A 17,092-nucleotide genomic window follows, 5' to 3' on the forward strand; every position below is an offset into this window, starting at 1 on the left:
CAATTATTGATCGCGGTCTAGTTGTATGTTGATGACACCAAAGATAAAGTATTTAGTATTTCTTCCTTGTCATAACTGGAAGCCTTGAAGTTAGTATTAAAAAATTTTGTCGAGTCAAAAAAGAGAGTATTGTTTTTGAATTCCTCTTTAAAGAGGAATTCAGGACGCTTGATTTTTGGAAAAAACCCTAAATACTCAGAACACAAGTTCGCAATAAGTTGTGCCATTTCCAATATTGTCCTTGATTTTCCAGATCCAAGATTGAATAATCCATCACCAATATTTTCTATCGGTAATTGCAGACAATGATGTACTGCGAATGCAACATTCTCAAGTGCAATAAAGTCTCGACTTTGATATCCTGATGAATGTAACGTAAGACACTTCTTCTGTATAGCTTGTGAGCACAAATCGTTGACCAATAAAGTCCATCGATCAACATTTAAGTGAATTGGTGTTCCGAATGCATTGGATAAGCGGACAACAATACCGATAATTTCTTGTTTTTGATGTGCAGCCAGAACAAAATCTTCAGCAGCATGATGAGTTATCGCATATGGATGAATCGGCCTGGGTATGATGTCTTCAGTAATATGACCAGCGAGAGGTGAACCATAGACATGAGCTGTTGAAAAATAAATAAATCGTTCTACATTAGCTGCAAGCGCAGCTTGCAATACATTTAATGTTCCTAGCGTATTAACTAAAATGGCTTTTTGGGGATCTGCAATACATTCATGTTCATTCATTGCAGCAAGATGTACAACCGCATTGACCCCGATCATTGCTTCTGCAAGAGATGACGGATCAACTACATCCATAGCTATTGTTTCTGCTTGAGGAAGCCAGACTGGTGGAGAATGTCCCCTACGACTACCTAAACGAACTAAATAATTTGGCAGTTGAGCCAGTTTAACGGCTATCCGTCCCCCCAAATAGCCAAATCCTCCGGTGATCAAGACACAATTTCTCATCGATGCTTAAGTTCCCATTGGTAAGGAATAGAAGGGTCAAAAGGATCGCGACGCTCGATTTCATCTGGATCGTGGGGAATGGTAGCACAATTGGCGACGATCGCCATTTCTTCTCCAATTCCCTTAAATCCGTTCCATATCATGGGAGGAACGGTTACTAAACAGTAGTTGTCTGGACCCAAAAAAAGTTCCTGAATCTCTCCATAGGTTGGACTTTCTGGCCGCTCATCATAAAGCACAAACTTAATATGCCCATGAAGTACGGCGTAGTTCAGTGTCATTTGCTTATGAATATGCCATCCTTTGATTGCGCCCGGATAAATACAGGAAAAGTAAATTTCTCCAAATTGCTGAAAATTCGGATCGCTGACTTTGAGCATATGCATGACTTTACCACGCTCATCTAGTATTTGACGTAAAGGTGTCACTTTAACATCTTTAATCATAAATAGTTTCTGTATATCGCTGGATTTGTTCGATACTTTTTTGGGTAATTGATTGACCTTCTAAGAAAGCTCGATACCAATCGACTGTTTCAGTTGCAGTACGCTCAAAGTTCCAACGAGGTCGCCAGCCCAACTGATGATGAGACTTGTCACAATTCAAATGCAGCAGTCCTGCTTCATGCCAATCGCTATCCTGCTGTGCCACATTGATTTGTCCTGAACCCCAAAGGTCAATCATCGCTTGAGCCAGTTCTTTGACTGTACGGTTCGCCTCCCCATGCGGCCCAAAATTCCAAGCCCCTGAAAATTGTTTTGGGTTCTCTGTAAGCGCACCTGCTAAGGTTAAATATCCACTCAACGGCTCTAACACATATTGCCACGGCCTTGTGGATTTTGGGTGGCGTAATACGATTGGCTTATTATGATAAATAGAACGAAAGCAGTCTGGGATAATGCGATCGCTTGACCAGTCACCTCCACCAATCACATTGCCAGCGCGAACACTGGCATAGCCAAAATTCGGGCGTGACGCGAAAAACGAATCCCCATAGGCCGAAAAAACAATTTCTGCTGCTGCTTTAGAGGCACTATAAGGATCGCGTCCACCAAGTTCATCATTTTCGCGATAGCCCCAAATCCATTCTCGATTGCGATAGCACTTGTCTGAAGTCACATAGATTAAAGTTTTCACAGATGGCGTTTCCCGCACGCACTCCAGTAGGTTGACTGAACCCCCAATATTAGTATCAAAGGTTGCTTTCGGATTTTGATAAGACTCTCGTACTAATGCTTGGGCTCCAAGATGAAAGACAAATTCAGGTTGAGCTTGTTGAAAAAAGCGCCTGAGTTGATCGCGATCGCGAATATCTCCATCAAAATGGTCTATGCGATTGCGTAACCCCAGCAAATTGAAATGATCCTCTTCTCTTAGAGGTGGCAGCGCGTAGCCATATACTTCTGCCCCTGCTTCAGCCAGCCAGAGAGCCAACCAAGAGCCTTTAAAGCCAGTATCGCCCGTTAGCAATATTCGCTTACTCCGTAGAGATGCAATTGTATTTACCAGATTAACCATGGGGCTTGCTCCTGCTCTAGCAACTTATTCAACAACTGCCAATCCCGATAAGTATCCATACATTGCCAGAAATCGTCATGTTTGTAAACTGCAAGTTGGCGATCATGTACCAAGGCTTTCATGGGTTCCTGCTCAAACACAAGATTGTCGCGATCGTCTAAATAATCAAATAACTCACGCCGACAGACAAAAAAACCACCCGAAATCCTTCCTTCTGTCGCCTGTGGCTTTTCATTAAACTCCGTCACTAAACCTTGTTTGTCAGCCATCAGTTCCCCAAAACGACCGGGTGGACGAACTCCTGTAACGGTTAGAATTCGGCCATGATTTTGGTGAAATGCCAGCAAAGCATGGAGATCGACATTACTCACTCCATCCCCATAAGTTAATAAAAAATTTTCGTCATTCTCTATATATTTTTTAATTTTCCGAATCCTACCCCCTGTCATTGTTTCCAACCCAGTTTCTGCCAGCGTAATCCGCCAGTCTGTTTCCTGGTGACTAATATGAAACTCAATTGATGTATTTCTTCCCAGAGTAACCGTACAATCACGAGTATAAGCTTCATAGTTCAAGAAAAAATGCTTAATTGAATGCCCCTTATAACCCAAGCAAAGAATAAAATCTTTAAATTTATAGCTAGAATAATATTTCATAACGTGCCAAAGAATCGGTAGACCGCCAATGGAAATCATTGGTTTAGGAATATCGTCACTAACATCACGGATTCGAGTGCCATAGCCACCGCAAAGAATAACAGTTTTCATGTATTTTTATACAATTATTTGTGTAGTGATTGATAAAGATTCAGATATCTATCTACAGCAATTTCAGCAGAAAAGTAGCCTTCAAAACGCTTCTGTCCAGCTTTTCCCATACGATAGATAAGTTCTCGATCATTCAACAGGCTTTGAATTGCATCAGCTAATTTTTTTGAGTTTTTGGGGGGAACCAGATAACCAGTTTCTCCATCAACTATTTGTTCCTGTGTACCTGCCAACTCAGTAGCAATTACTGCTTTTCCTAATGCCATTGCCTCCAGAGTAACATTGGGAAAGTCTTCATTATCTATAGAAGGTAGAATCAAAGCATCTATCGCATTCATAAAATCAAAAACATTCTCTTGATTTCCGATAAACTTGATAACGTCGTTAAGTCTTTTCCGATCAACAATGTTTCTAAGTGTTTTCTCTAAATCACCGTTGCCTTCTAGAAACAAAATCAAGTCATCTCCTAGATGTTGATGATGTTTCTTGAGAATTTCTATGGCTTCAAAAAGGATTTTATGTCCTTTTCGCTCGATCATTAACGCAACAACACCAAACACTACTCCTGAATAATTGCTTGTCAAGCCAAGTTTTTTTCTTACTTGTTCCTTGGTTTCTTTTATCTCTCGTAAACTAATACCATTATGAATTGATCCAATTTGAGATGAATCAAGTTGTAAAACAGATGCAAGTCGTTCAGATGCAGCAACAGAACCAGTAATAAATTGGGTAGTAGATTGCACTACCCATCTATCTAATAAGCAGTCTAGCCATCGATCGATCGTGTTATAAGGAACAGCAAGATTATTGACTACCATTATGATTGATTGACATCCTGCTAGACGAGCAGCTATGGCAGCCGATAGAACTGTTCTTGCAGCAGGATATCCGCCATTATTCAAATGGACAATATCAGGCTTGATTTTTTTAAATAAACAAAAAAACGTCCAAACTTCATAGAGAAAGAATACAAATCTTCCCAAAAGAAAACGATAGGTAAAGCGTATCGCTTTAGAAATAATTTTGAAGGGTGGAAGAAAATGATTGCTAGGCCAGTTCAGGGGAGGTAATTTCAAGGGGATAATTAAAAAATCAGGATCTAGATGGGCATATAAACCCTGTTCATATTGTTTTGATTTTCTGTAACTAAAGCTAATTTTATACTTTTTTCTGAGATTATCGTTGAGCCAGAAATTAACTAACATTTTTTCACAACCAGCAAAGAATAGACAGTCAGAATGATAATGAATTTTCATAAAAATACTTGCGGTAACTTTCAATTGTTAATCTTAGACCTTCCACTAGACTTACTTGCGGTCGCCACCGAAGGTACTGGGTGGCGGCTTCTAAATTTACTGAATAATTTCTGATCTCATTTTTTCGCTCAGGTAAAGCCCCAAAATCTAGTAATTTATCTGCTTCATTACCAATTAAATATGCTGCCAGAAGAGCAATTTCACGAATGGGCAAAGCACGACCACTGCCAATGTTAATAACTTGTCCAATTACATCAGACTCGATCGCCGCACAACAAGCTTCAACAAGATCGTTAATATAAATATAATCTCGGCTTTGATTTCCATGAGTCATTTTAAACACTTGGCCAGAGAGAAGGGATTCAATTAAGGCTGGTAAAAACATATCTCGCCCCTGTCCAGCTCCGTACACTATCGTTGGTCTCAATATAACCGCTGGAAAATCTATTGTTCGATGAAGAGTTTGAAGCAGATGAGTTGCTGCCGTCTTAGAATATGAATACGATGATATTGGCATCTCTCGCTGATTCTCCTGAAAAGGAGCTTGCCCATTTCCATACTCCTCACAGGTGCCAAGCATGATAAATCGATTCACTTGAGAAGTTTTAAGACAACTTTCCACTAGATTCATTGTGCCGAGCAGATTTACTTCGACACTTTTTTTAAAACCAGAATAGTCTCCGAAGAATCTAGTTTTGTCTGCCGCAAGATGAAAGACAACATGGGGTTTGACACAATTAATAGCCTCGCTCAAAGCATCGCGATCGCGCAAATCTACTACTACATGATCGGAAGAAGAGCGAAAAGATGGATTGCGAGTTAATGCAACAACTTTATAGCCCGAATCTATCAATCGCTTTCTTAATGTGGTTCCAATAAAACCTGTTGCACCAGTAATAAGAAATGTTTGCAAATACCCTCTAACCAAAAAACATTAATTGATTTTTTTCGCAATCACAACCACATCTAGGAATAATTCTCCTGAATCTGGAAATATTTTTTGTAAAAATATTCCGAACATTTGGATAGGAAAACAAAGCAGTAATGAAACTAGGCGAGTCCCCCCCTGATTGGGGGTCGAAGATTAGATATGCACCACACTGAAAGTAATTGAGCAATAGCTTCCAGCCCACAAGTTGTTTTTTTACACTCAACTACTTCAAATCCTACTTTAGTAAGCATTTTAATAATTTGAAAGCTAGAAAATCGATAAAAATCATACGGTTGTTCATGCTCTTGATAAACAAATGGTGCAGATAAAATTAAGTTTCCACCAGGTTTTAAAACTCGAAAAGCTTCCACTAAATAGGTTTCAGGCTCAACCACATGCTCAAGAACTTGCGTAGTTAAAATTCCATCAAAAGAGCAATCTTTCTCAGGAATTCTCTGGCCATCATAATGGTAATCTGCTAATTTTAATGTCTTATCTCTACCAGAAACTTCGACATCTATCCCAATATATTCTGCTTTTCCACTAAACAAATACTCATAAGGGCGGTTTCCGCAACCATAATCCAGCCATCTTTCTCCTGTTTGATCCGATTTTATGACTTTATCTACCGCTTTTGAGATTTGTCTGTGTAAATTATATTCAACAATAAAAATTGGCCTCAATGGTGACAAATAAGGCTTTTTCATTTGCATACTCTTAAATAAAAGGTAATATCATCAAGAGGATATAGATGTGACAAATACCACTCATAAGCACTTGGTTTCCAATTCGCAATCATCAAAATTATTTTTTTTAAAATGCTATTTTTCAGAGTTTCATTAAATATTCGCTTTTCAATTTTAAATCGAGCCAAACTGTAATCATAAAGCTTGCAGTGAATATGATCTGGATCGAAATAGCTCATTGAATCTGCTGAAAAAAAGTGCTTATGAGTTGGATCGATACAAGACCAGCGCGATCTGAAATATGGAACAATGATTTTAACTAAGGCATTGGGTTTTCCAATACGGTAAAGTTCTTCTAGTGTTTTAATTACATCATTGAGATGCTCTAGTACATTATCAACATATATTTCATCGAATATAGATTCTTCAAATGGATAAGGAGTTATATTTAAGTCATGGATGACATCAGCTTGCGATCGAGGATTGATATCTATGCCGATCGCCCCTGCTCTCTTCCGATTCCCGCAACCCACATCAAGAACTTTATAAGTCATAATACTTAAAAATAATTATTTTTTTGAATAAAACGTGAAAATTCTTCCCAAGGTTCTTCTTCAACAACTTCGTCGGTTTTGATATAGTTGTTGATATATAATTTATATTTATTTTTATCAATGTTTTTACTTTTTTGGTAAGCATCAGTGTATTGTTTTTGAGATGCTTCCATAAATAGTAATGGACAATTTAGCTGAATATTCCATTCTCTCATTTCAACTCCCCAAGATGACCGATCTAGTTCTTTAGATGTAAGTATAATAATCGGCTTATCCCACAAAATAGCATAAGACAAAGCTGTTGAAATATGTGATAAAACTAGGCTGCTGTGACAGCAAAGTTCTGGTGTTATGCCAAAATAGACATTTCTATCCCCGAAAAAACTTTCATATTGGTTTAGTGATTTCGTAGATGGGTGAGCTGCTATTACTACAGGTAAGCCCACTAATTTTTCGATATTATTGAAGGCTTGTAGCAATAAATTATAGTAATCTTCTGGTTTCATGGCTGGTGATATTCCCAATAATTTGATATCACTAGCCACTGTGATTGCATCATCAATAAATAATATATAATCACCTAAAGCCAATAAATTATTATTTTTTGATTCCGAATTAACTTTCTTGTAGCTGTAGTAATCTCTAGATGCTATCCAGAGAATATTTTTAGATTGATTTGTCCAATAATCCCGGGTTTTAGCCCCTGCCAATAAAGAAATATCGGGTGGCAATGGTCTATTTTCCTTTCTACTCATCACCAACTTATTCATTAATTGGAAGATTAGGTTTTTTGGATTCTTAATTAAACCTTGAATTATTCTATTTTTCTTAGAAGGAGCAGGTAAAGCACCTGTCTTCTGAACAACAAACTTTACCCCATATATTTTTAGGGTTTCTTGGATAAACCGTGTATATCTGCCCAGACCAAGAAAGTCAATTGCATAGTTAGGTTTTATTTGACTAATGACATCTATAAATTCTTTAGCACTCGATATTTTAATTAAATATGGATAGTCATACTCACTGAATTTCAATTCACTAAATCCACTCCTGAGCCAAGTGTTGCAGTCAAGAACAACCACATTGAATTTATGTTTTAGGTATGGAATACCTATTCTTTCATAGTTTTGTTCAGTAAAAGGCGCACCCAAAAGTAGAGCAATTAAAATTTTATTATCGGATAGTGAATTTAGTCTTGATTTAATCATGTTTACTATTTATAATATTAGTTAAATTTCAACGATTCTATAAATTAGACCGTTGTGATTTAACCTTGGTTCATTTTTCACTGATCACTTCAATTGTTCAAATTTTGTTACCAAGTAGTTAAACCACCATCCACAATTATATTCTGACCTGTGACATAACTTGAAGCTTTTGATGCTAAATATAGTAAAGCTCCTACCATTTCAGTTGGCTTTGCCATTCGAGCCAAAGGTACTCTGGCTGAATATTTTTGTTTGAATTCACTATTTTGACCGCTTTCTACCCCGCCAGGGGTGAGAGTGTTGACACGAATTTTCTGGTCTGCCCAATAAGCGGCTAAATATTTTGTTAGCCCGATAACTCCAGATTTAGATGCGCTGTAAACTGCTGGGCTATCAATCTGGCGACCTAGATAAAATGAACCATCATAAATCCGACGATCTGGAGCGATCACTCCATATATTGAAGCCGTTTGGATGATACTACCTCCTTTACCTTGCGTGACCATTTGTTTACCGATCGCCTGAGCCACTAAAAACATTCCATCAAGGTTGACTGACATAATTTGTCGCCATTGTTCCAAACTGTAATCTTCAAAGGAAGCAAAGAAAGCATTAAGATCCTCAGATTTACCTGCGGCATTATTATGCAAGATATTAATTTCGCCAAACTCAGAAATAACTTGCTCAACCATCGCCTGCACAGATTCAGATTTAGATACATCACAACCTATTCCGATCGCCTGATTTGAGTAATCATCTCTAATCTTTTTAGCTAGTTCAATTGCCTTGGCTTCCTGTAAATCCACCACAGCTACTTTAGCACCAGATTCAGCAAGTCCAGCACAAAAATGCTGACCTAGAATTCCAGCGCCTCCAGTGACAACAGCAACCTGGCCTGTTAAATCGAATAAGCTTCGATAAGAAATTTTACTCATTTAATGAATTGATTTTTTCCTCATCAAAAGTTCAACAATTTCAAAATCTAGTTCGCTATCAATGTCGATTGAACGTTCCTCTGGCATCAGAAAAAGCCGAGTATCAGGATTAAATACTGTGGTTGCGTTAAATAACACATCTCGCTGCCAAACATAAATTGAAGCATTCATATCAAAACACTTTGGAGAATCTTGCCGACGAACGATTGGTTGATTCAATGGCTTGGATAAGCGCACTACACTATCACGACCTAACTCTACTAGATTAAAATAGGGAGACCTTCTAGATGGAGTTCCTGTAATCACATTACTAATTTTTTCAGTTTCTAGTAGGCTAACAGCACTTTGGATATCTTCGGGCAAACGCAAAGGTGAAGTAGCATCTAGATCAACTACTACATCAAACTTTTGCCCACTAAGTCGTTCTACTTCCTCCACACAATGCTGAATAGCGGGAATTTTAGCTGACCGATCGGTAGCCAGTTCGGGAGGACGATTTACTAATATATCTACACCGTAATTCTGAGCAATGTCGAGAATCTTTTGCGAATCGCTACTCATAGCAATTATATCGAACAACTGGCATTCTTGTGCTTGCCTGAGAGTATAGACGATCAGGGGTTGTCCTAGCAAATCACGAATATTTTTGTTTTTGACTCCTTTTGAACCGCCACGAGCACAAATAGTACAGATTCGTTTCATCGCTCAATCCAAGTATGACAGATTGCTGCCTGTTCAGACGCTTCGATTGTGAATAAAGTTTCTCTAGCTTCTTCAAAACTACATAATGTAGCAAGATTGCTATCTAAATCTAATATAACTTGGTGTTCTGATCGATAAGTTGCATCTTTTTCTAACGAGATAGCTTCCTCATCTCCATTAATTTTCATTGTGTTTTGACACAAATCAATATGTATTGTATGGCTATCTGTATTAACAAAAATTTCTCGACGTGGTACTTTATCGAGATAATTCATATGAATAGAAACTAACGGACAACAATCCGTTTCCATTAGTATTGAGTAAACATCATCACTATCGATTTCTAATGAACTAAATTTTCCTCCTTGTGCTGTTAACCGTCTCCAAGACCCAAACAACCATAAGACATAATCTAACTCATGGCTAAGGTCTCTAAGTACACCGCCTCCTGCTTGGCGATGAGCAGAATAACTGGTTCTATAGTCTGTTTTTGATCGCCAATAAGGTAGATAAGAACCGACATAGATAGTAACTGTTACTACGTTTAACGCAGATTCCAATATTTTTTTTAGCTTCTTTAATAAAGGATGAAAACGTAAATTGTAAGCAACAGCAGATCGATAAAAATTATGTTTTGGTATTTGAATATTTGTATCAAATAACGGTTTTTCTACTAAAACTGACCCATTAAAATTGTTTGTAATAAGAACTTTAATATCTTCATAATGCTCACTGGTTCTGCTGGCGATGACCACATAATTCGGCTGCCAATCAGTTAAAGCATTAGTCAAATTAGAAAAACACGGGAAGCAATCACTTGAGCGACGACTAACTACAGCGACCTTACAGCCCAACTCTTTTAGTAAAATAACGTGGCGTTGTCCAATCGAACCATAACCAACCACTAAAACTTTCATTCCTGATCTCAATTCCACTCGCGCGAACATACAGAAACTGAATTAGGCTTAAATCTATGATTTGGATACCGGCCAACTACGATAGTGTCGTCCGGTATATCTGTATTAATAAGGAAAGAGTTTGATCCGAAAACAATATTGTTACCTACATGACAGTTTCCCACGAGACTACTTTTAGCATAAAAGATAACTTCCTTACCCAGTTTTGGGTAAAGACCATCGTCAGAACCAATGGTAACGTTTTGATAGATAACGAGGTAATCACTATATTCCGCTTGGCCAATTACTGTACCAACAGGGTGTACCAACATAAAGACTTTTGGCATTTGAACTGAAAAGTATAAATCAAGACTATGCAATATCTTATTTAAGTAGAACAAGCGCGTTGGAAGTTCTTCATCACCTGTAGCTTGCCATACTGTATTTCCTAAGAAGTATAGTAGCGATGCCATATGATCTGTATTGAGGTGGTTAAATACTACTTTCCCTTCATTTCGATAATACTTCCTGTGAATATGAGAAAAACAATAATCAATTCGATCCATCGCATCTTTCAGAAACTGTTTTAACGAATAACCAGTCCATCCATCAGGGATGTGATTGCTAATCGATGATAGCAGGTAGTTTTCAAGTTGATCAATGGTTAGGCTGGTGATCATAACCTTTTTAGGTTTCTTGATTAGCTTTTTCTAAATCACTCATTCTGCCAATATCAAGCCAATATTCTCTTAATGGATAGGCAGCAGTTGCTTGATTGGTAGAAATTAAATGTTCAAATAATGTTGGCATATCAAAAAAAGTATTCTTAGGAATATACTCTAAAACCTCTGAGCTTAATGTATAGATGCCTGCATTGACGGAGAAACGCTGTAAAGGTTTCTCTTCAATCGCCTTAATTTTTGTACCATCCATCCGCACTACACCATAAGGCACTTGAAAATCATACTCGCGAACGGCCATCGTTGCCACAGCATCTTGTGCTTCATGGAATTTGAGTAGACTATCAAAGCTGGTGCGAGTTAGTATATCCCCATTCATTACAATCATGGGGGTGGTAGGTCGTTCTGGTAACAGAGACAAGGCTCCAGCCGTTCCTAAACGCTCTTTTTCATGGATGTAATTAACTTGTACGCCCCACCGATCGCCATCCCCAAAATATTCTTGGATCATTTCTGCCTTGTAGTTCACAGATAAAAATATCTGCTTAAAGCCTTGTTCTGCAAAACTCTCCACAATCATTTCTAAAATAGGCTTGCCCCTCACTTTTAACAGAGGCTTGGGGCATTCTTGTGTTAATGGGTGTAATCTAGTTCCTAAACCTCCTGCCATAATAATAACCCAGTTAGGGCGTTCGACTACACCAATTAAGTCGTCTAGAGTCGCTAAACCGACCACCTGATGTTCTGCATTAACCAATGGTAAATGGTGAATCACCAAGCGGCGCATTAATCGTAACATTTTGCTACGAGGCATAGAAGCCGGAGCTACAGTAGGTTGAGGGTTCATCACCTCGGAAACACTAACATCCAGACTCTTTCCTGCTAATATGGCACGACGAAGGTCCCCATCACTCAACACACCAGCAAGGGTTTCGTCAGAGTTTAAAACCACTGCCAATTGAAGCCCCGATCTATCTATTTTGGCGATCGCCTCTTTCAATGGCGTCTCACGCCTCACAACAACTTTTTTCCAGTCGTTCATTGACGAAAATCCTATGCTAAAAACTGCCTTAATATCTTTAGCCCCGCTTCACCACTTTTTTCTGGGTGAAACTGGCAACCCCAAAGGTTCTCTCGACCAATAACTGCTGATATGTTTACTCCTCCATAGATACAGTCAGCAATACGATGATTGATATCCAGCGGATTAGCCATAAAGGAGTGAACAAAATAAGTAGATTCTCCAGGAGCGACTGTTTCAAGTATGGTATTTCGCCAAGTTGACTTGCTTGGAGACAAAACCAAATTATTCCAACCAATATGGGGAATTTTCTGAGGCTGACCAGTTGTTGAAGTATGAGGCACTGGTATAACACGACCCGGAATTAAGCCCAACCCCTGAGTCAGTCCAAATTCTTCACTTTCGTCTAAAAGTAACTGCATTCCCAAACAAATCCCTAGCAAAGGGATGCCTTCCTGGGCAACCTCCTGAATCACTTCGACAAGCTGTAATCTTTTTAACTCAGCCATAGCATTACCAAATGCCCCTACCCCAGGTAACACTACTCGTGAGGCTGCCAAAATGGCGGAAGGTTGGTTAGTAGTATAAACTTCTGCACCACAATGCTCTAAAGCACGTTGAACACTGAGAAGATTACCTACACCGTAATCAATAACTGTAACTTCAGGAGCTTTCATAACGTCTGACCTCAATCCCAGATGATTCAGCTACCCTGCGAATTTCACCGATGGTAGTACGCTGATAGTGCAAAATATCAGCCATTGCCACGGCATCAGATTCCCCGTTCTGTACGACTTCAATCAAATGGTCGGGCGTACCCATCCCTCCACTGGCAATCACTGGAACGGACACTTCTTGGGTAACGGCTTTAACCAATGGAATATCAAATCCTCGACGAGTTCCTTCTCGATCTACGGATGTGAGCAGAATTTCACCAGCCCCTAAAGATACTCCTTTTTTCACCCAATCAATAACATCAAGTCCCGTTCGCTCACGGCCATTATCAGTATAAACTTCCCAACGTCCAGGAGCAATTTGTTTGGCTTCGATGGAAAGCACCATACATTGACTGCCAAAACGACGAGCAATGTCCGTAATTAAGTCTGGATTAGCAACAACTGCGGTATTTACAGCAACCTTATCGGCTCCGCAACGTAATAAGTGAGTGGCATCCTCTACCGAGCGAATACCACCACCAACAGTTATGGGAACAAAGATATTTTGGGCAGATTTTTCAACAATATGGCTCAGATTATTACGACCATACAGACTGGCAACACAGTCCATATAAAGCAATTCGTCTGCTCCTTGCTGGTAGTAGCGTTGAGCATATTCACTAGGCGATCCAATCACCCGTAAGCCTTCCAAGTGGACACCTTTGATTAAATTAGGCCCTTTGACATCTAGGCGGGCAATCAGGCGAATTTTTCTCATGGGGTTACTGCAACCTTTTTTTCATGCCAAACCGCGTGGCGGAGCTTCCATTCACCATTTTCGTGATACCACAGGTGAGGCGAGCGAAAATGATCGGTTAAAAGTTGAAAATACACTCGATCCATGATTGGTTGTTCAAACATTTTGCTGGCAATGGGGAATTCCTTTTCAGAAAGACTGAGGTAATGAAAAATTTCATCGGCAAAGCGTTCGGGAAACTCATGGTCGAAGCGTTTTACTAAAGCGACTCCTTCCTCTCGTTCTATATCACCCGAACGAATTTCCTGAGCCGCATCATAGCTGGCTCTACCAATACCAAATTTAATTCCTGTTGTGTAATAGTGGAAGTCATCAATGCGATCGTCAATGCTGTTGTACTTACTGTATGTGCCAGGTGTCCGTTCTGGTGATGCCTGAAATCCACCGTGCTGTACTGCATAGTAGTAACAGCTTTGCGGATGCCACTTTAGGTAGTATCCTAAGTAGTGAACTTCTACTTTTTTCTCTGCCAATTGGTTGGGATCGGCTGGCAAATATGGTTGTAAATCATTTTGATCTAACCCGAACTGTTCTTTTAAATCACTAACAGAAACTCCTCCCAGGAACACCTGAGACTGATTCGATGCGGAAAAGTATGCCCAATCTCGTTGCGCCGTGTCCGTATCAGTGATGGGATTGCCATATTCTGCTTCATTTTCACCATAAAAGACCAGTGGAATGTTAAATAGAAGAGCCATTTTAGGGGCTAATGACTTCTGTCCGAACATGAAGGCTTGAAACGGATGAAAGAGTAATTCTGTAGAAAGTCTAGTTAGCAATCGATGAACTCGACCATTAGGAGTCATTAAGTAGTTATCTAATCCGGCATGAATCCAGGATTGAAAGTTTTTCCAGCCCCACTGAGTGTAAATGTGGGGAGCCCAAGTTACTGTTAATGGGTGCATTCCATATTCATTTTTGAGGATATGAGCAGCGTAAAAACTGTCTTTACCTCCCGATCCTGGAACGATACAGTCATAGCTACCATCAGGTTTCCGAAACTTATCGCAAAGTTCTCTTAATTGTTTATCTCGCTCTGTCCAATCAATACTATGCTTCTTGCGTTCGGTAAAATTGCAAGCATCACAAACTCCGTTTTCATCGAAGTTAATCGTTTTCTTTTTGGTCTCTTTGGTATGTTGATACTCAACCGCAGAGTTGGGTCGCTGATTAGAAATTACACATTTCCTACAGAATTTAACTTCAGGGGGCAATCCATATAAAACGTCTGGATTCGTCTGCTCCTTACCAAAACGAGATAGATCAACAGCAGAAGGATAAGAAATTATATTCATTTTGACCTTTTTTTGATTACAGTTCAATTTTCAAATTCATCTACTTGCCTCTCCCAAAGATGTTTCAGGAGAAATAACGATATCTTTCCAATTCGCTTTAGTCATTAGTCATTGACCCCAATCTTAACCGCAGGATTTCCTGCGACAATCCAACCATCTGGAACGGTTTTTGTCACTACTGAACCTGCGCCAACAATTGCGTTTTCTCCAATATTAATATTGGGAATTACTACGGCACCTGCGCCAATAAAAGTAGATGAGGCGACCGTGACATTGCCACACAGCGTTACCCCAGGAGCAATAAAGGAGTGGGAGCTAATCATACAGTCATGATCGATACTGGCTCTTGTATTAATGACTACATTCTCTTCCAGAGTCACTCCAGCTTGGATAACGACTCCAGCCATAACCTGACACCCCTCTCCCATACTGATGGCACTGCTCACAATTGCTGATGGATGTTTAAATGACTTAAATGTAAATCCCCGTGTTTTCATAACAGTAAATATATTTCGGCGTTTGAATATTTTAGGATTAGCACCCAAGCCATTCACTAAAAATGTTTTAGCAATTGTTACACCATCTAAATATTCATCTCCCCCTAAAATGGGAACTCCGAGTAGTTGCCCTGAGAGTTGGGCATTGGCATCGAGAATACCTGTCACTTGAATCCCGTTAGCCAGTAGTGCATCTAAAACAACTCGCCCGTGACCACCTGGACCTAAAATATAGACGGATTCAGACATCTAAGGTTTCATCGCTAGAGTAATTTCTCAAATAAATTCTTTCGCTTTGACTGTAGTAAAGTTGCTCACCATAAAATACTCAATGATTTAAAAATTAAACCCTCTTTAGGTATAGGTTGACTATCTGCTTTTAAACTTTCAAGATATAATTCAATAGCTTCTGTAATATTGTCAATTGTTTCTTCAAAAGTGTCTCCTTGAGAATGACAGCCTTTGAGAATAGGACAAAAAGCATGATAGCCGCCATCTTCTTCCTTATTCAAGTTCAAGAATCACGGTGTAATTATAAATTTGTTTGCTGTTATTGGTCATATCTATTTTTTACTTGAACTGATGTTAGTGTAAAATCTTTTGGGTGAATAGGGAAAAACAGATTCAGACATCAAGAGTTTCATCTATATCGTAATTTCGGGTTGCTACTTGCTCAATTGTTTGCCAATAGCTAAAAGGAGAAACTCCTGTCCCTGGTCTTTTACAAGTTAAGTTTTCTTCTGTAATTACTTCACCAGCCTCGATCGCCTTAGCTGCCACCAAACTCTTACGGGCAACATATCGATTTTTCCACTCTGAGGCTGTAGGTCGTTTAATCCCATCCCCTAATGCTTGCTCAATTTCCCGAATTTGTTGCACTAGCTGATTTAATTCGCGGGGTTCTAAGGATGCCTGATGGTCGGGACCTGGGAGACTGCGATCGCTCGTAAAGTGTTTTTCAATAATTTTAGCACCTCGTGCCACAGCAGCTAAGGAAACGTGAATCCCCGGAGTATGGTCAGAATAACCCACCGGAAGCCCAAAAGCTGCTGCCAGAGTATCCATCGCCCGTAAATTCACCTCCGCAAAGGGGGCTGGATATTCAGTAGTGCAGTGGAGGAGGGTGACGCGATCGCGCAACTCCTGCTGTCCTTGATATGAAGCAAAAGCTTGCTCAAAGTCTCCCCGCTGGGGAATAGCTTTATCCCTCGTGAAACCAAAGGCTAAGACCCCTAAAGCTGCCTCCACTTCCGCTAAGGTACTCATTCCCGTTGAGAGGATGACCCTTTCAGCAGAACGGGCGATTGCTAGTAAAAAAGGGGCATTAGTAATTTCTCCAGAGGGAATTTTAATCGTTTTTAAACCAAAATCTCGTGTCAGGAGATGTAAACTGGGAACATCGAAGGGGGTTGAGAGAAATTGAATACCTCTGGACTGAGCATGATTGATTAAAACCTCGTGATCCGACGTGCTCAATTCCAGTTGACGGATCATTTCTAATTGACTTACCGTTTTCCCTGTCGTTTGAGTTTGATACTCAGCCTTGGGTGCATGACGACTCACCACACGATCAGCTTGAAAAGTCTGGAATTTAACGGCATCTGCCCCTGCATCAGCAGCGATATCAATCAGTTGTTGGGCGAGATGGCGATCGCCGTTATGATTAACCCCTGCTTCTGCAATGATAAATGTGGACATT

General features: G+C 39.6%; 20 protein-coding genes. All 20 read right to left on the reverse strand.

From position 1 onward, the window contains the following. Nucleotides 1-17 precede the first annotated feature (17 nt). Nucleotides 18-974 (reverse strand): NAD-dependent epimerase/dehydratase family protein, encoded by a 957-nt coding sequence (locus tag NG795_RS23700; RefSeq protein WP_367291089.1) that lies wholly within the window; start codon nucleotides 972-974, stop codon nucleotides 18-20. Then, nucleotides 971-1,420 (reverse strand): dTDP-4-dehydrorhamnose 3,5-epimerase family protein, encoded by a 450-nt coding sequence (locus NG795_RS23705; RefSeq protein WP_367291090.1) that lies wholly within the window; start codon nucleotides 1,418-1,420, stop codon nucleotides 971-973. The genes NG795_RS23700 and NG795_RS23705 overlap by 4 nt, the downstream gene beginning before the upstream one ends. Then, nucleotides 1,413-2,492: a CDP-glucose 4,6-dehydratase gene (gene rfbG, locus NG795_RS23710; protein ID WP_367291091.1), complete on the reverse strand. Its 1,080-nt coding sequence runs from the start codon at nucleotides 2,490-2,492 to the stop codon at nucleotides 1,413-1,415. Before rfbG ends, NG795_RS23705 begins: the two co-directional genes overlap by 8 nt. Beyond that, entirely contained in the window at nucleotides 2,477-3,259 is a 783-nt protein-coding gene (gene rfbF / locus NG795_RS23715; protein WP_367291092.1) for a glucose-1-phosphate cytidylyltransferase, read from the reverse strand. Before rfbF ends, rfbG begins: the two co-directional genes overlap by 16 nt. A 14-nt stretch (nucleotides 3,260-3,273) precedes the next feature. Then, nucleotides 3,274-4,515 (reverse strand): glycosyltransferase, encoded by a 1,242-nt coding sequence (locus NG795_RS23720; RefSeq protein WP_367291093.1) that lies wholly within the window; start codon nucleotides 4,513-4,515, stop codon nucleotides 3,274-3,276. Then, nucleotides 4,493-5,428, reverse strand: coding sequence for an NAD-dependent epimerase/dehydratase family protein (locus tag NG795_RS23725; protein ID WP_367291094.1), 936 nt, complete (start codon nucleotides 5,426-5,428; stop codon nucleotides 4,493-4,495). The genes NG795_RS23720 and NG795_RS23725 overlap by 23 nt, the downstream gene beginning before the upstream one ends. A 137-nt stretch (nucleotides 5,429-5,565) precedes the next feature. Continuing rightward, entirely contained in the window at nucleotides 5,566-6,153 is a 588-nt protein-coding gene (locus NG795_RS23730; protein WP_367291095.1) for a class I SAM-dependent methyltransferase, read from the reverse strand. Next, nucleotides 6,150-6,686 carry a class I SAM-dependent methyltransferase gene (locus NG795_RS23735; protein ID WP_367291096.1) on the reverse strand — a complete coding sequence of 179 codons (537 nt, stop codon included), beginning with the start codon at nucleotides 6,684-6,686 and terminating at the stop codon, nucleotides 6,150-6,152. The genes NG795_RS23730 and NG795_RS23735 overlap by 4 nt, the downstream gene beginning before the upstream one ends. Before the next feature lie 5 nt (nucleotides 6,687-6,691). Then, on the reverse strand, nucleotides 6,692-7,894 hold the full coding sequence (locus tag NG795_RS23740; protein WP_367291097.1) for a hypothetical protein: 1,203 nt from the start codon (nucleotides 7,892-7,894) through the stop codon (nucleotides 6,692-6,694). A gap of 107 nt (nucleotides 7,895-8,001) precedes the next feature. Next, the gene (locus tag NG795_RS23745) at nucleotides 8,002-8,829 is read right to left on the reverse strand and encodes an SDR family oxidoreductase (protein ID WP_367291098.1); all 828 of its coding nucleotides are present in this window, start codon (nucleotides 8,827-8,829) and stop codon (nucleotides 8,002-8,004) included. Beyond that, on the reverse strand, nucleotides 8,830-9,531 hold the full coding sequence (locus tag NG795_RS23750) for an acylneuraminate cytidylyltransferase family protein (protein WP_367291099.1): 702 nt from the start codon (nucleotides 9,529-9,531) through the stop codon (nucleotides 8,830-8,832). Then, nucleotides 9,528-10,448 (reverse strand): Gfo/Idh/MocA family protein, encoded by a 921-nt coding sequence (locus tag NG795_RS23755; RefSeq protein WP_367291100.1) that lies wholly within the window; start codon nucleotides 10,446-10,448, stop codon nucleotides 9,528-9,530. The genes NG795_RS23750 and NG795_RS23755 overlap by 4 nt, the downstream gene beginning before the upstream one ends. A gap of 8 nt (nucleotides 10,449-10,456) precedes the next feature. Next, on the reverse strand, nucleotides 10,457-11,107 hold the full coding sequence (locus tag NG795_RS23760; RefSeq protein ID WP_367291101.1) for an LbetaH domain-containing protein: 651 nt from the start codon (nucleotides 11,105-11,107) through the stop codon (nucleotides 10,457-10,459). A gap of 7 nt (nucleotides 11,108-11,114) precedes the next feature. After that, the gene (locus tag NG795_RS23765) at nucleotides 11,115-12,149 is read right to left on the reverse strand and encodes a nucleotidyltransferase family protein (RefSeq protein WP_367291102.1); all 1,035 of its coding nucleotides are present in this window, start codon (nucleotides 12,147-12,149) and stop codon (nucleotides 11,115-11,117) included. Between the two features lie 11 nt (nucleotides 12,150-12,160). Next, the gene (gene hisH / locus NG795_RS23770; protein WP_367291103.1) at nucleotides 12,161-12,805 is read right to left on the reverse strand and encodes an imidazole glycerol phosphate synthase subunit HisH; all 645 of its coding nucleotides are present in this window, start codon (nucleotides 12,803-12,805) and stop codon (nucleotides 12,161-12,163) included. Beyond that, nucleotides 12,792-13,562 (reverse strand): imidazole glycerol phosphate synthase subunit HisF, encoded by a 771-nt coding sequence (gene hisF, locus NG795_RS23775; RefSeq protein WP_367291104.1) that lies wholly within the window; start codon nucleotides 13,560-13,562, stop codon nucleotides 12,792-12,794. The genes hisH and hisF overlap by 14 nt, the downstream gene beginning before the upstream one ends. Beyond that, nucleotides 13,559-14,896, reverse strand: a complete 1,338-nt coding sequence (locus NG795_RS23780; protein ID WP_367291105.1) for an N-acetyl sugar amidotransferase — start codon at nucleotides 14,894-14,896, stop codon at nucleotides 13,559-13,561. The genes hisF and NG795_RS23780 overlap by 4 nt, the downstream gene beginning before the upstream one ends. Before the next feature lie 104 nt (nucleotides 14,897-15,000). Beyond that, complete coding sequence (locus tag NG795_RS23785; RefSeq protein ID WP_367291106.1) at nucleotides 15,001-15,642, reverse strand: acetyltransferase; 642 nt, start codon at nucleotides 15,640-15,642, stop codon at nucleotides 15,001-15,003. Nucleotides 15,643-15,707: 65 nt separating this feature from the next. After that, on the reverse strand, nucleotides 15,708-15,911 hold the full coding sequence (locus NG795_RS23790) for a type II toxin-antitoxin system HicB family antitoxin (protein ID WP_367291107.1): 204 nt from the start codon (nucleotides 15,909-15,911) through the stop codon (nucleotides 15,708-15,710). A 106-nt stretch (nucleotides 15,912-16,017) separates the two neighbouring features. Next, complete coding sequence (gene neuB, locus NG795_RS23795) at nucleotides 16,018-17,091, reverse strand: N-acetylneuraminate synthase (protein ID WP_367291108.1); 1,074 nt, start codon at nucleotides 17,089-17,091, stop codon at nucleotides 16,018-16,020. Between the last annotated feature and the right edge of the window lies 1 nt (nucleotide 17,092).

The sequence above is a fragment of the Laspinema palackyanum D2c genome, assembly GCF_025370875.1.
Taxonomy (GTDB): domain Bacteria; phylum Cyanobacteriota; class Cyanobacteriia; order Cyanobacteriales; family Laspinemataceae; genus Laspinema; species Laspinema palackyanum.

Excerpts from the sequence above, each read along its gene's own strand:
- hisH (WP_367291103.1), bottom strand. The coding sequence starts at position 12,805 with ATGAAAGCTCCTGAAGTTACAGTTATTGATTACGGTGTAGGTAATCTT.
- rfbG (WP_367291091.1), bottom strand. The coding sequence starts at position 2,492 with ATGGTTAATCTGGTAAATACAATTGCATCTCTACGGAGTAAGCGAATA.
- NG795_RS23785 (WP_367291106.1), bottom strand. The coding sequence starts at position 15,642 with ATGTCTGAATCCGTCTATATTTTAGGTCCAGGTGGTCACGGGCGAGTT.
- NG795_RS23735 (WP_367291096.1), bottom strand. The coding sequence starts at position 6,686 with ATGACTTATAAAGTTCTTGATGTGGGTTGCGGGAATCGGAAGAGAGCA.
- rfbF (WP_367291092.1), bottom strand. The coding sequence starts at position 3,259 with ATGAAAACTGTTATTCTTTGCGGTGGCTATGGCACTCGAATCCGTGAT.
- neuB (WP_367291108.1), bottom strand. The coding sequence starts at position 17,091 with ATGTCCACATTTATCATTGCAGAAGCAGGGGTTAATCATAACGGCGAT.
- NG795_RS23755 (WP_367291100.1), bottom strand. The coding sequence starts at position 10,448 with ATGAAAGTTTTAGTGGTTGGTTATGGTTCGATTGGACAACGCCACGTT.
- NG795_RS23765 (WP_367291102.1), bottom strand. The coding sequence starts at position 12,149 with ATGAACGACTGGAAAAAAGTTGTTGTGAGGCGTGAGACGCCATTGAAA.
- NG795_RS23730 (WP_367291095.1), bottom strand. The coding sequence starts at position 6,153 with ATGAAAAAGCCTTATTTGTCACCATTGAGGCCAATTTTTATTGTTGAA.
- NG795_RS23780 (WP_367291105.1), bottom strand. The coding sequence starts at position 14,896 with ATGAATATAATTTCTTATCCTTCTGCTGTTGATCTATCTCGTTTTGGT.
- NG795_RS23740 (WP_367291097.1), bottom strand. The coding sequence starts at position 7,894 with ATGATTAAATCAAGACTAAATTCACTATCCGATAATAAAATTTTAATT.
- hisF (WP_367291104.1), bottom strand. The coding sequence starts at position 13,562 with ATGAGAAAAATTCGCCTGATTGCCCGCCTAGATGTCAAAGGGCCTAAT.
- NG795_RS23745 (WP_367291098.1), bottom strand. The coding sequence starts at position 8,829 with ATGAGTAAAATTTCTTATCGAAGCTTATTCGATTTAACAGGCCAGGTT.
- NG795_RS23760 (WP_367291101.1), bottom strand. The coding sequence starts at position 11,107 with ATGATCACCAGCCTAACCATTGATCAACTTGAAAACTACCTGCTATCA.
- NG795_RS23720 (WP_367291093.1), bottom strand. The coding sequence starts at position 4,515 with ATGAAAATTCATTATCATTCTGACTGTCTATTCTTTGCTGGTTGTGAA.
- NG795_RS23700 (WP_367291089.1), bottom strand. The coding sequence starts at position 974 with ATGAGAAATTGTGTCTTGATCACCGGAGGATTTGGCTATTTGGGGGGA.
- NG795_RS23705 (WP_367291090.1), bottom strand. The coding sequence starts at position 1,420 with ATGATTAAAGATGTTAAAGTGACACCTTTACGTCAAATACTAGATGAG.
- NG795_RS23750 (WP_367291099.1), bottom strand. The coding sequence starts at position 9,531 with ATGAAACGAATCTGTACTATTTGTGCTCGTGGCGGTTCAAAAGGAGTC.